This window comes from Aestuariivivens insulae (genome assembly GCF_022662195.1).
Taxonomy (GTDB): domain Bacteria; phylum Bacteroidota; class Bacteroidia; order Flavobacteriales; family Flavobacteriaceae; genus Aestuariivivens; species Aestuariivivens insulae.
In genome coordinates this window covers 257,170-270,427 of record NZ_JAKMCS010000005.1, presented here as the reverse complement: position 1 = coordinate 270,427, position 13,258 = coordinate 257,170, and the positions used below count along the sequence as shown (strand labels likewise).

The window sequence follows — 13,258 nt, the reverse complement described above, 5'->3', positions numbered from 1 at the left end:
TTAACCAACGTCTAACCTCTAAACTTCCAACTTCTAACTTCCAGCTTCTAGCTTCCAACTTTCATCTCAGCTTTCCAGCTATATAGCACCGGCACTATAAATAATGTTATTAATGCGATGAGCATACCTCCAAAACTCGGGATAGCCATAGGAATCATAATATCACTTCCTCTCCCCGTTGATGTCAATACAGGTAATAGAGCCAATATGGTCGTAGCTGTGGTCATTAAACAAGGACGAATTCGTTTTATGCCAGCTTCGACAACTGAAGCCCTAACTTCCTGTTTGGTTTTAGGTGTATTCCTGCTGAATGTTTGTGTTAAATAGGTTGCCATAACAACACCATCGTCTGTTGCAATTCCAAAAAGTGCAATAAACCCTACCCATACGGCAACACTTAAATTAATGGGGTGCATCTGGAATAAATCGCGCAGATTTTCTCCAAAGAAATTAAAGTTTAAAAACCAATCTTGACCGTATAACCAAATCATTAAAAATCCACCAGCAAAAGCTACTGCAATTCCAGTAAACACCATTAAAGAGGTCGCCACGGAACGGAATTGAAAATACAATATCAGAAAAATGATCATTAAAGCCAATGGCACTACCACAGACAAGGTCTTTTCTGCCCGAATCTGGTTTTCATAGGTTCCCGTAAACTGATAACTGATACCTTTAGGCACTACCAGTTCACCTTCATCTATTTTTGATTGTATTAATGCTTGGGCATTTTCAACAACGTTCACTTCGGCATAGTCGTTAAGTTTATCGAACAACACATACCCTATTAAAAAGGTGTCCTCACTTTTAATGACCTGCGCTCCTTGCTCGTATTTTATAGTTGCTAATTCACTTAGTGGTACTGGGCTTCCTTTAGCCACAGGAATGTAAATATTCTCCAAATCGGTAGGATTATCACGTAATTCCCTTGGATAACGCACACGTACCCCATAACGCTCACGGCCTTCAACGGTCTGCGTTAGCACCATACCGCCCACGGCCACTTTTAAAACATCCTGAACCTCCTTTATGGAAACGCCATAACGTGCTATTTTATCTCTATCTATGTCTATCAACAAATAGGGCTTACCAACAATCCTATCGGCAAAAACGGCTTCGGTCTTTACGCCTTCAACTTGTTTTAAAATAGATTCCAACTGGACTCCAAAGGCTTCAATCTGTTTTAAATCCTGTCCTTTTACCTTAATGCCCATTGGCGCTCGCATTCCAGTTTGTAACATAATCAAACGGGTTTCAATAGGCTGTAATTTTGGAGCCGATGTTACGCCTGGCAATTTGGTCACCTTTACAATTTCGTTCCAAATATCATTTGGCGATTGTATTTCTGGCCGCCAATTGCGGTAAAACTCACCATCATCGTCGGGGATGAGTTGATGCCCCGAAACATGTAGCTTAGTCATGATAGTACCTTCTTTGTTCTCGACTGCGCTCGAACTGACAGAAGAATTTGGATTCGCGATTACAGTTCCGTCCTTTAATTCAAACAACCCTTCATCATTAACTTTATACCGTTGGCGCTCGCCTTGCTCATTAAGCATATATTCAGGTTTATACTGAATGACGTTTTCATACATCGACAATGGTGCAGGATCTAAAGACGATTCCACCCTACCTGCTTTTCCTACAACGGTTTCAATTTCAGGGATACTGGCCACGGCCATATCCAATTGCTGTAAAACACGTTTATTCTCCTCTACTCCCGAATGTGGTAAGGATGTTGGCATTAAAAGAAAAGACCCTTCATTTAAGGCGGGCATGAATTCTTTACCAGAGTTTTTCATAATTAAAAACCCACAAACCACAATAACCGTTGGAATGGATAGAAATAATAACTTATTAGCCAAGGCCCATGTTAAAATACGGGTGTAGTATTTTCTAAATAAAGTAAACACGCCTAAAAGCCCAAAACAAATAAAACCGACAAAAATGAGGTTCCAAAAAATACTCTTATCAACGCCTAATGGCCTCCAATATTCAGCTAATAGGAATACAATGGTTAATACTGAAATGACAATTCTAGTTATGTTCAACTGCTTTTCGTCTATACGACCTCTTAGCTTTAAAATCGATGCCACTCCAAAACCAACAAGAATAAGTCCTAGCCAGTTTCCAAAGAAAAGGGTTACCATTCCCAACAAGATTAACAGTCCGTTTAAAACATAATTAAACTGTAGTTTAACGGGGCGCTTTCTAAATAGATAAGCGGCAAAGGGAGGTATTAAAAATAGCGCAACCAGTATGGAGGCAACTAGCGCAAATGTTTTTGTAAAGGCCAACGGTCTAAAGAGCTTGCCTTCTGCACCTATCATCGTGAATACTGGAATAAAACTAATAATGGTTGTCATTACCGCTGTAATGATGGCTCCCGAGACTTCTTTGGTGGCGTTATAAACCACTGTGTTTATTGGCAACTTGTCATTCTGAACATTGTGAAGCATCTCATTATGGGATTCCTCGTCGCTCGTCACTCGCTCTGTTGGAATGACACTATCATTATCATCCAAATGCCTAATAATGTTTTCTGAAAGAATAACACCAACATCTACCATGGTTCCAATGGCAATAGCTATTCCCGAAAGCGCCACGATGTTCGCATCTACACCAAAGGCTTTCATTGCAATGAATACCATCAATACGGCCACAGGAAGCAACCCTGATATAAGTATAGAGGCCCGTAGGTTAAATACCATTACGATAATAACCAAAATGGTAATGAGTATTTCTAATGTTAAGGCCTCATTTAACGTGCCCAAGGTTTCTTTAATAAGCTCTGTTCTATCATAAAAAGGCACTATGGTAAGCTGTGAGGTTCTACCATCCTTTAAGGTTTTTGAGGGTAAGCCAGTACTAATCTCATTAATCTTTGCCTTGACATTATTGATGACCTCCAACGGATTCGCTCCATAACGGGAAACGACTACACCGCCTACAACTTCTGCGCCTTCCTTATCCAAAATACCACGCCTTGCCTTTGGTGCCAAGGATACATTGGCGATGTCATTGACTTTTATAGCCGTAAAATCTTCTGATGCTACTACCGCATTTTCAATGTCTGAAACAGATTTAATATACCCTAATCCCCTAACCAAGTACTCGGCTTGGTTAATTTCAATGGTTTGTGCTCCAATGTCCGCATTGCTTTCCTTTACCGCTTTTACAATTTGACTAAGACCAATATTATATTGGCGCATCAATTCTGGATTGACATCTATTTGATACTCTTGAACATACCCCCCAATTGAAGCTACTTCTGAAACACCACTAGCTGCCGATAGTGCATATTTTACATAGTAATCTTGTATGCTTCTTAATTCATGTAAATCCCAGCCTCCGGTAACCTGGCCTTTTTCATCGCGCCCTTCAAGCGTATACCAAAATATTTGTCCCAATCCAGTAGCATCGGGCCCCAAAGAAGGTTTTACATTCTCTGGCAATACATTATCGGGTAAAGAATTTAGCTTTTCAAGAATTCGGCTCCGACTCCAATAAAAATCAACACCTTCTTCAAAAATGACATAGATACTGGAAAATCCAAACATCGATGAACTTCTAATGGTTTTTACACCAGAAATTCCCAATAGGGATGATGTTAAAGGGTAGGTAATCTGATCCTCGATATCTTGCGGCGAGCGACCTTCCCATGTTGTAAATACGATTTGTTGGTTTTCACCAATATCAGGAATGGCATCGACTGCCACTGGATCGTTTGGCAAAAAACCTATATCCCAATTAAAAGGTGCATTTATAGTTCCCCAGCCTATAAAAAGAACGAGCAACAATACGGCAACAAGTTTGTTTTCTATTAAAAATTTAATGCTTCGATTTAGCATATACTTTGATTATTAAACAGTTAGACATTGGCATTAAGAAAACACCACATACAAGGAATAATCCTAATAACGCATGGCCATAGGATAATACAGTCTAATATTTAAAATCAAATTAAGTAAGTCTCATCAAGCTTGTAGATCTGCCTGATAACGAGAGGCGGCCTATAGTCTTCGTAAGCCGTTACGTTTTTATCTAAGCCTTCAAAAAGGTTTACATAAGTATAAATGAATGAAGCAATAAATAGCTTTTGTTCAAAAGATACCTTATCAATCTTTAGTTGTAATTCGTCTTGCCCTTCAACAACTATTTTTTTGTCGCTACAACAATTATTTTTTTCAACGGAACATTGAGCACTTGATGGCATTTGCATCTCCATGCCACAACCTTTTGCCTTATGGAAGACCGCTGTTTCTACTAAAGTATCGCCACAATAGTGCATGTTTATGGTAAATGACATAGTAGAGCATAGTACCACTACAGCCATAAAAACAGACATTATTCTATGTAACAATTGCTTTAACATTAAAACAAAATTACAAATTTTTATTTAAGCATCGTTTTTTTAACAAAAACTTAGATTTTTCTCTTTGGATGGAAAGTAAAATATCTTACAAAAAATTAATTGTTTTAATGTTGTAATATGTCTTGTTTAGATGTGGAACAAACAGGGTTTAGGGCTTTCAATACTATCGCCAATACAATAAGCTTAAATTACAGGTCAATACTCAATTACTTTATTAACAGAAGCACAAATGCATCGGCTGAATCTTTCAATGCAAAGATCAAGGCCTTCAGGACTCAATTTAGAGGCGTAAAAAACACCGAGTTCTTCCTTTTCAGACTGACCCAAATTTATGCATAAACACAACATTTGGGCATGATCCCTAAAAAGCTCCGCTTTTAAAATATTTCAAACAAAAAAACGCTCAAGTAAGCTTGAGCGTTTTTTCAAATTGAACTATTTATTCGTGACCTCGACAGGATTCAAACCTGTAACCTTCTGAGCCGTAATCAGATGCGCTATTCAGTTGCGCCACGAGGCCGTTTCGAGGGTGCAAATATAGTATTTTTATTAAAACTTCACCAAATTATTCAATTCAATTTTCAAATCATTATTTTTGAATATGAATAAAACATTATTACTAGAAAAGTACAGTCATATTTTAGATGAAAACCTCATCAATGAAATTGCCCAAAAAGGTATTTTTAAATCATTTAAAACCAATGACATCATTATAGATATTAACCAACCGCTCAAGTTTATTCCACTCCTACTTTCAGGCAATATTAAAATTTTAAGGGAAGATGACCATGGAAATGAGCTGCTTATTTATTTTTTAGAAGCTGGAGAAACCTGCACCATGTCCTTAACGTGTTGTATGGGAGCTTCAAAAAGTAAAATACGGGCCGTTGCAGAAAAAGATTCAGATCTCGTTATGGTTCCGGTTGAAAATATGCTACAATGGTTTCACAATAATGAAAGCTGGAGGACTTTTATCTTGGAAAGCTACCAGATTCGTTTTGATGAAATGTTAGACGCTATAGACAATATCGCCTTTATGAAAATGGACGAACGCCTTACCAAATATTTAAAAGAAAAAACAAAGTTGCACGACTCCAATACGATTAATATAAAACATCAAGACATAGCCGAGGATCTGCATACCTCGCGTGTAGTAATTTCCAGATTGCTAAAACAATTGGAAAACGAAGAAAAAATAAAATTAAGTAGAAATAAAATTGAACTCTTGTAAGGGTTTAGTAAACTTTGTAACAAAACAAAAAACACATACAATTATATTCGTACACTCTAAACACTAAAACATAAATGGAATCTATTTTTAACCCTTGGCCATGGTATGTTTCTGGCCCCTTAATAGCCCTTGTCATGGCTTTACTGCTTTATTTTGGAAAGACCTTTGGCATGTCCTCGAACCTAAAAACATTATGTACTATTGGAGGAGCTGGTAAGTTTTCCAACTTTTTTAAATTCGATTGGAAGGAGAAGTCATGGAACTTAATAGTTGTGGTTGGTGCTATTATTGGCGGATACATTGCAACACACTACCTTTCCAATGATAGTATAACAGACTTAAACCCAAATACAATTAAAGAGCTTAAAGAGATGGGCTTTACCAATTCTGGCGCCACATTAGTCCCTAACGAAATATTTGGAGTTGAAGCGGCTGGTTCTGCCAAGGGGCTCATATTATTAATTGTAGGTGGTTTTTTGGTGGGCTTTGGTACTCGTTATGCTGGAGGTTGTACCTCGGGTCACGCCATTTCAGGGCTTAGTAGCCTACAAAAACCATCGCTAATTGCTGTTATTGGTTTTTTTATTGGCGGCTTGCTTATGGCTAACTTTATATTACCCCTAATCTTTTAAGAACAAAAAAATGAAACAAATAAAATTTTTACTGGTTGGTATCTTCTTTGGTATTGTTTTAGTAAAATCAGAAGCAGTTTCTTGGTACCGCATTTATGAAATGTTCAGGTTCCAATCATTTCATATGTATGGTATTATTGGAACGGCTATAGCTTCGGGCATCTTGTTTTTACAAATTTCAAAACGCAGTCATATAAAGAATATAAAGGGAGCAGATATTTATGTTCCTAGAAAAGAAGACGGTTTAATTAATACCATTCTTGGCGGTTGTATTTTTGGATTGGGATGGGCGCTTATTGGAGCCTGCCCTGGCCCTATGTATATATTACTGGGAACGGGAGTTTACACTATGCTAATTGTTATAGCTGCAGCTATATTGGGGACTTTTCTATATGGTATTTTAAAAGATAAATTGCCACATTAAATGGATAGCAACCACCTGTTAGGTTATATAGGCGCCCTTATTGTAGGATTGGTTTTAGGTCTTATAGGTGGTGGTGGCTCTATATTAACCGTTCCTCTTCTAGTTTATTTATTAGGTTATAATCCTGTTGTTGCCACAGCTTACTCACTATTTGTTGTAGGCACAACATCCCTAGTAGGAACTTACCAAAAATATAAAAAAGGCCTTGTTGATTTAAAATTGGGACTGGCCTTTTCCTTTCCTTCGTTTTTGGCCGTTTATTTATCTAGAAGGTATCTGGTCCATAATATACCTGAAGCCCTTTTTAATATTGGTAATTATACCATAACAAAAGATATTGCCATTATGATATTTTTTTCCATTATCATGCTATTGGCTTCTGTTTCAATGATAAAAAAAACAACCAATAATAAAGCTCCTGAAGAAAAACAAGCTTATTACAAAACGTTTGTTCAAGGTATTATTATTGGAACCATTACGGGTATAATTGGCGCTGGTGGTGGCTTTTTATATGTTCCCGCATTAGTCCTTTGGGCTAATATCCCTATGAAAAAGGCTGTAGGCACTTCTTTGGTTATTGTTACCATTAATTCCTTAATAGGATTTATAGGCGATATACAAGCCCTTGATATAGAATGGGTGTTCTTGTTAACATTTACTTTAATTTCAATTTTAGGCATTGTTTTAGGCGTTTTTCTTTCTAAATTTATAAGTGCGGAAAAACTAAAAAAGAGCTTTGGTGTTTTTACATTATTAATGGCTATTTATATTATATACAAAGAACTAAGCTAAATGCTATGTAATAAATGCTATGTAATATAAGTCACAAAACAAATAATTGGAGTCGATTATTTTTGCCAAAAAATATTCAAAAGCTTTCTTTTGTAACAAAATTATAGACATTTTAATTGTGAAATAAGCCTAAACAAATCTTGATACCATATAGTAAGGTTATTGGCTAAATTGAAGGTTTATAAATACCTTTAAAATAATTAGAAGTTGAATAATCACATGCCTTCACTAGACTGAATTAAAGAGAAGTGTGACTGATAAAACAATAAAAATTAACACATGAAAATAGAACAAATATATACTGGATGTCTGGCTCAAGGAGCTTATTATATCGAATCTAATGGCGAAGTTGCTATTGTTGACCCCTTAAGGGAAACACAACAGTATGTGGATAAGGCAAACAGGGAGAATGCCAAAATTAAATATATCTTTGAAACCCATTTCCATGCCGATTTTGTATCTGGACATGTCGATTTAGCAAAAAAAACAGGAGCTACAATTGTTTACGGTCCGGGAGCAAAAACCGATTACAACATCCATGAGGCCAAAGACAACGAAATCTTTAAATTGGGCAATGTAAGCATTAAGGTTTTGCATACGCCCGGACATACTTTAGAATCGTCTACCTTTCTTCTATTGGATGAAACCGGTAAGGAACATGCCATATTCTCGGGAGACACTTTGTTTTTAGGCGATGTTGGCCGCCCCGATTTGGCCATAAAGTCTAATTTGACCAAAGAAGATTTAGCTGGCATGTTATATGATTCGTTACGTAATAAAATTATGTCCTTACCAGATGATGTTGTTGTATATCCAGCCCACGGTGCAGGCTCTGCCTGTGGCAAAAATTTAAGTAAAGAAACTGTTGGTATTTTAGGAGACCAAAAGAAAACAAACTACGCCTTAAGAGCAGACATGACACGAGACGAGTTTATTGAAGAGGTTCTCGATGGCATTGCCCCTCCCCCTCAATACTTTGCCAAAAACGCTATGATGAACAAATCTGGATACGATGAGTTTGAAAACGTACTTAAAAAAGGAGACACGCCTTTAGACCCTGAAATGTTCGAAGCCATTGCCAATCAAGAAAACGCCCTAGTTTTAGATGTTAGGCATGAAAGCGACTATGTAGCATCCCATATACCCAATTCAATTTTTATTGGGTTACATGGTGGTTTTGCTCCTTGGGTCGGCGCCTTGATTACCGATTTAAAACAACCTATTTTATTGGTAGCGCCGGAAGGAAAAGCTAAGGAAGCGGTAACCCGTTTATCGCGTGTAGGATACGACAATACCCTTGGCTATTTAGAAGGTGGCATTGAAGCCTGGAAAAAGGCCGGTAAAGACATTGAACAGATTGAATCCATTTCTGCTGATGACTATGAAAAACGGATAGCAAAGGTCAAAACAACCACTTTGGATGTTAGAAAAGATGGTGAATACAACTCTGAACATTTAAAAGGCGAACACATCCAGCACTTTGCCTTAGATTATATTAACAACCATATGAATGCGATAAGCAAGGACCAAACCTATTATGTACATTGTGCAGGTGGTTACCGCTCTGTTATAGCGGCATCTATCTTAAAAGCCAGAGGTTTTGATGTTATTGATATCGCAGGTGGCTATGCGGCATTAAAAAATACCAATTTGCCTAAAACCGATTATGTTTGCCCTACTACATTGTAATTATGCTTAAAGCGACTTTAATTCAAAGTAATATTTTAGTAAATTTTTTACGGGAAGGCTAAAAAATAAGAACATTAATTTTACTATATAAAAAAAGCTCTGGAATTCCAGAGCTTTTTTTATATAATTTCTGCACTTAATCCAGCATCCAAGAGCATGGTGCAACGTGGTTTTAAATCGTCGTACAGTCCTGTTTTTACCGTACACTTTCCTTTATAATGCACTATTATAGAGCATTGTTCTGCTTGCTCCGCGGTATGGTCGCATGCATAAATTAAGGTTTCAATAACATGATCGAAAGTATTAACTTCGTCATTGTACAACACAATTTCATTTTGCGTAACCACCTCTTCTTCAAGCAATAATTCTTCTAATGCTTTTTCTTTTGAGCCCATAATCTAATCCCTATTTTAGCAATTTACGTATACTAATTTAAAAATTTTAACGATACCCATTGGTTTCGTTCCAACTTTTCTTCAAATTTTAACAAATGCTTTTCGCATTCTTTTTGTATTATCGGAATATCATCATTGTAAAATCCGCTTAAAAACAACATACCATTAGGATTTAGGCTAGTTGTATAAGTAGCCATATCCTGAAGCAGGATGTTTCTATTGATATTGGCTATTATGATATCGTATTTCTTATTCTTTAAAACCGATGCATCACCTTCTATTACAGTAATATACTTGCAATCGTTACGCTCCACATTCTCTAGACTGTTTAAGTAACACCAATTATCGTAATCGACCGCATCTATAGGTTTAGCGCCTTTTATTTCGGCCAAAATGGCCAAGACCCCTGTACCGCACCCCATATCCAACACCGATTTATTGGTAAAATCGTTTTTTAGTATATGTTGAATCATCATGTGGGTAGTTTCATGGTGCCCTGTACCAAAACTCATTTTAGGCTCTATAACAATATCGTATGTCGTATTGGGTTTATCGTGAAAAGGCGCTCGAACTGTACAGACATTATCTACTACTATGGGATTAAAGTTTTTTTCCCACTCGGCATTCCAATTGGTTTGCTCTATGTCTTCGAAGGTATAGGTAATCTCAAATTCATCGGATTTTAAAATTTGAACATCATCCAAGATTGTTTCATACCATTCTTCCTTTTGAATATATGCCGTAACACCTTCGTCTGTTTCCACAAAACTTTCAAAACCAGCATAACCCAATTCGGCTATAAGAATTTCTACTGCCGGCTGTAATGGACTTACTTTAAATTGGTAGCCAATGTATATAATGTTTGACATGGTATACTTAATTATTTAGATTTTGCTTGCGTTAGCGATTGGAATGGCATCCTTTTTTATGGTTTTAAATATTCTTAAAATCCTATCCACCCAAGACTATTGGCCTCTTAAACTCCCATAAAAAAGATATAATGGAAAGCGCGACCCTGACGCTTACGGTCAGGGTAACGCCAAAAAAACGTTTTAATAATTAAAATGCATTAACTATTGCATAGAAATCTTCTGCTTTCAATGAAGCTCCTCCAATTAACCCACCATCTACATCTGGTTTTGAAAATATTTCCTGGGCATTTCCTGGCTTACAGCTTCCGCCATATAAAATAGAAACTTCTTCTGCTATGTCTGCCCCATACTTATTGGCAAGTGTTTTTCTTATAAAAGCATGCATATCTTGTGCTTGCTCTGGACTTGCAGTTTCCCCTGTACCTATCGCCCAAACGGGTTCGTAAGCTAAAATAATGTTTTGAAAAGCCGCAGCACTCAAATGAAAAAGAGCATTCTTAATTTGGTTTTCTACAACTGTTCCTTCATTTCCAGATTTTCTATCGGCCAATTCTTCGCCAAAACAAAAAATAATGCGCATACCTTTTTCTAGAGCGGCATCCACCTTTTTGGCAAGAGATTCGTCGGTTTCATTAAAATATTCACGACGTTCGCTATGTCCTAAAATAACGGTGTTTATACCAATACTTTTTAGCATACTGGCACTAATCTCTCCTGTATAAGCTCCATTTTCTGCATAATGCATGTTTTGTGCTATAACTTCTATGTTAGAATCCTTTAACGCTTCGAAAGCTTTATAAAGGTTAGTGAAGGCGGGTGCCACCATAACTTCTGCATTCGACGTTTGGGTTTGTTTTTGTAAATCGGTTAATAACGCTAGGGTTTCCGCCAAATCGTTATTCATTTTCCAGTTTCCGGCAACAATTTGTTTTCTCATAAGACTGTTGTTAAACGCTTTAAAGGTTTTATTGTGATTTTATTACCATTTCTAACTTAAATTGACTCGCTAAAATTTGCACTTTTTCGCCTAGACTAAAAATTGCTACTTTTATTTTGGGCAATTCTAAATGAGAACTGGTATGGTTGTCAAAAATACTACTTTTTTAGAGCCTTTACCAACTTATTATCATCGGCTTTTATGGCATTAAATAATTCTATCTTTCCTGCTTTATTTATTACCATATATCTTGGAATCCAGTCTATTTTTACAAAATCTGCAAAAGGACATTTTTTTCCGGAAGGCATATAATAGTGCTCGCCTTTTACCTTATATTTTTCAATACCACGCTTCCAAGCAACCACTCCTCTATCTAGCGATAAAAAGACAAAAACTACATCTTTATGCTTGGATTGTAACTCCTTAACCTTGGGCATGCCTATAATACAATCCCTACACCATGAGGCCCATATGTCTATGACAATGGTCTTGCCTTTGTGTTTCTCTAATATGGTCTTAAAATCAATACTTTCGCCTTGCAAAGTCGTAAATGTATCATTTAGGGCGCCTTCACTAAAATGCTTAGGGGCCTTATCTATATTACAACTGAAAATACTGATTAATAACACTAGTAGGTAATTCATTTTTTTCATCTGCTTATTTTTACTTCTTTTTAATTGGTCAGACCAGCCTTGCCGGCAGGCAGGTGCAATTCGCCAACAATCATCTCGACTGGTACCTAAATCTGTTATGGCTCATTTCATCTATTTAATTATTTCTTTATTGCAACTTAACCTTTGGATCTAACCAAACGTATATTAAGTCGACTAAAATATTAATCATTACAAACAATGTGGCAATGACCAAAACAGCTCCCATAATCACTGGTAAATCCAATGTATTGAGGGCGTTTACAATTTCCTTTCCCAAACCGTTCCACCCAAAAATGTACTCTACAAAAACGGCACCTGCCAACATGGAAGCGAACCATCCAGAAATGGCAGTTACTACGGGGTTTAAAGCATTTTTTACCGCATGGCGCCTTATGATTTGGAATTCACTTAGTCCCTTTGCCCTGGCCGTACGGATGAAATCCTGGTTAAAAACCTCCAACAGGGAATTCCGCATCAATTGAATGACTACCGCTAACGGACGAATCCCCAAAACGATAGCAGGCAATATTAAATTTTTCCATTTGACATGCATGGTCTCGCCAAAATCGTCCAATTCGAACAAACTACCCGTCATTTCCAAGTTCGTGTATTTGTGCAAAACAAATCCAAATACCCAAGCAAATAAAATGGCACTAAAAAACGAGGGTACGCTCATGCCCAAAGTACTTATAACCTGAATGGTTTTATCTAACCACCTATCTTTAAATAATGCCGAAACAATGCCCAGCAATAACCCTACAATTATCGCTATAATAATCGCTGTAATCGCCAAAACAAAAGTATTAGGTAAAGTCTCAGCCAATACTTGTGTTACTTTTTTACCTTGCTTGGTAAATGATTCGCGAAGGTATGGTGTTTTTAAAGCCGTAGTGATACTTCCTATTGAAAACAAGGCTATCGCATTATACTTGTCCTTATTTAAAAATGTATAATCTTCTGGTTTTTGGGAATGAAAAGAAAGCGGTGATAAATCGTTTAAATAATATAAATATTGGGTAGTTGCAGACTTATCGAATCCATATTTTTGCTTTACCAATGCCAGTTGTTCACTGTCTTCATTCTGCCCCAGCATCATTTGTGCCGGATCTCCCGGAAGCACATTAAACAAAAAGAATATAACGGTGACCACTCCCCATAGTGTGAGTAAGGCATAAGTGATTTTATTTAATAGATATTGTATCAGTGTTCAGTGTTTAGTGTTCAGTGTTTAGTGTTCAGTGTTCAATAAGCTATATCA

General features: G+C 36.9%; 13 protein-coding genes and 1 tRNA gene. 6 read left to right on the top strand and 8 right to left on the bottom strand.

All coding sequences use genetic code 11. From position 1 onward, the window contains the following. Nucleotides 1-47: 47 nt before the first annotated feature. Nucleotides 48-3,851, bottom strand: a complete 3,804-nt coding sequence (locus tag MR062_RS08560) for an efflux RND transporter permease subunit (protein WP_242203729.1) — start codon at nt 3,849-3,851, stop codon at nt 48-50. Nucleotides 3,852-3,958: 107 nt separating this feature from the next. Continuing rightward, nucleotides 3,959-4,375 carry an HYC_CC_PP family protein gene (locus tag MR062_RS08555; RefSeq protein WP_449500925.1) on the bottom strand — a complete coding sequence of 139 codons (417 nt, stop codon included), beginning with the start codon at nt 4,373-4,375 and terminating at the stop codon, nt 3,959-3,961. A gap of 117 nt (nt 4,376-4,492) precedes the next feature. Between MR062_RS08555 and MR062_RS08550 the strand changes: the two genes are divergently transcribed. Further along, nucleotides 4,493-4,714 carry a transposase gene (locus MR062_RS08550; protein WP_242203728.1) on the top strand — a complete coding sequence of 74 codons (222 nt, stop codon included), beginning with the start codon at nt 4,493-4,495 and terminating at the stop codon, nt 4,712-4,714. A gap of 107 nt (nt 4,715-4,821) precedes the next feature. Here the strand turns inward: MR062_RS08550 and MR062_RS08545 are convergent. Then, nucleotides 4,822-4,895, bottom strand: a tRNA-Arg gene (locus MR062_RS08545). Nucleotides 4,896-4,976: 81 nt separating this feature from the next. Here MR062_RS08545 and MR062_RS08540 point away from each other — a divergent pair. The 5 genes from MR062_RS08540 (at nt 4,977) to MR062_RS08520 (ending at nt 9,143) form a co-directional block, all read left to right on the top strand. Beyond that, nucleotides 4,977-5,606, top strand: a complete 630-nt coding sequence (locus tag MR062_RS08540) for a Crp/Fnr family transcriptional regulator (RefSeq protein WP_242203727.1) — start codon at nt 4,977-4,979, stop codon at nt 5,604-5,606. Between the two features lie 74 nt (nt 5,607-5,680). Beyond that, nucleotides 5,681-6,238: a YeeE/YedE family protein gene (locus tag MR062_RS08535; protein ID WP_242203726.1), complete on the top strand. Its 558-nt coding sequence runs from the start codon at nt 5,681-5,683 to the stop codon at nt 6,236-6,238. 10 nt (nt 6,239-6,248) lie between these two features. Next, nucleotides 6,249-6,662 carry a DUF6691 family protein gene (locus MR062_RS08530; protein WP_242203725.1) on the top strand — a complete coding sequence of 138 codons (414 nt, stop codon included), beginning with the start codon at nt 6,249-6,251 and terminating at the stop codon, nt 6,660-6,662. Continuing rightward, nucleotides 6,663-7,454, top strand: coding sequence for a sulfite exporter TauE/SafE family protein (locus MR062_RS08525; RefSeq protein ID WP_242203724.1), 792 nt, complete (start codon nt 6,663-6,665; stop codon nt 7,452-7,454). Between the two features lie 279 nt (nt 7,455-7,733). Further along, complete coding sequence (locus MR062_RS08520; RefSeq protein ID WP_242203723.1) at nt 7,734-9,143, top strand: MBL fold metallo-hydrolase; 1,410 nt, start codon at nt 7,734-7,736, stop codon at nt 9,141-9,143. 119 nt (nt 9,144-9,262) lie between these two features. On the opposite strand, the gene MR062_RS08515 is transcribed toward MR062_RS08520, so the two are convergent. The 5 genes from MR062_RS08515 to MR062_RS08495 form a co-directional block, all read right to left on the bottom strand. After that, a complete protein-coding gene (locus tag MR062_RS08515; RefSeq protein WP_242203722.1) occupies nt 9,263-9,538 on the bottom strand; it encodes an ATP-dependent Clp protease adaptor ClpS in 276 nt (91 codons plus the stop codon). A 32-nt stretch (nt 9,539-9,570) separates the two neighbouring features. Continuing rightward, complete coding sequence (gene prmA, locus MR062_RS08510; protein WP_242203721.1) at nt 9,571-10,407, bottom strand: 50S ribosomal protein L11 methyltransferase; 837 nt, start codon at nt 10,405-10,407, stop codon at nt 9,571-9,573. A gap of 190 nt (nt 10,408-10,597) precedes the next feature. Further along, nucleotides 10,598-11,347, bottom strand: coding sequence for a triose-phosphate isomerase (gene tpiA, locus MR062_RS08505; RefSeq protein WP_242203720.1), 750 nt, complete (start codon nt 11,345-11,347; stop codon nt 10,598-10,600). Nucleotides 11,348-11,505: 158 nt separating this feature from the next. Beyond that, nucleotides 11,506-11,991 (bottom strand): TlpA family protein disulfide reductase, encoded by a 486-nt coding sequence (locus MR062_RS08500; protein ID WP_242203719.1) that lies wholly within the window; start codon nt 11,989-11,991, stop codon nt 11,506-11,508. A 136-nt stretch (nt 11,992-12,127) separates the two neighbouring features. Next, complete coding sequence (locus tag MR062_RS08495; protein WP_242203775.1) at nt 12,128-13,204, bottom strand: ABC transporter permease; 1,077 nt, start codon at nt 13,202-13,204, stop codon at nt 12,128-12,130. Between the last annotated feature and the right edge of the window lie 54 nt (nt 13,205-13,258).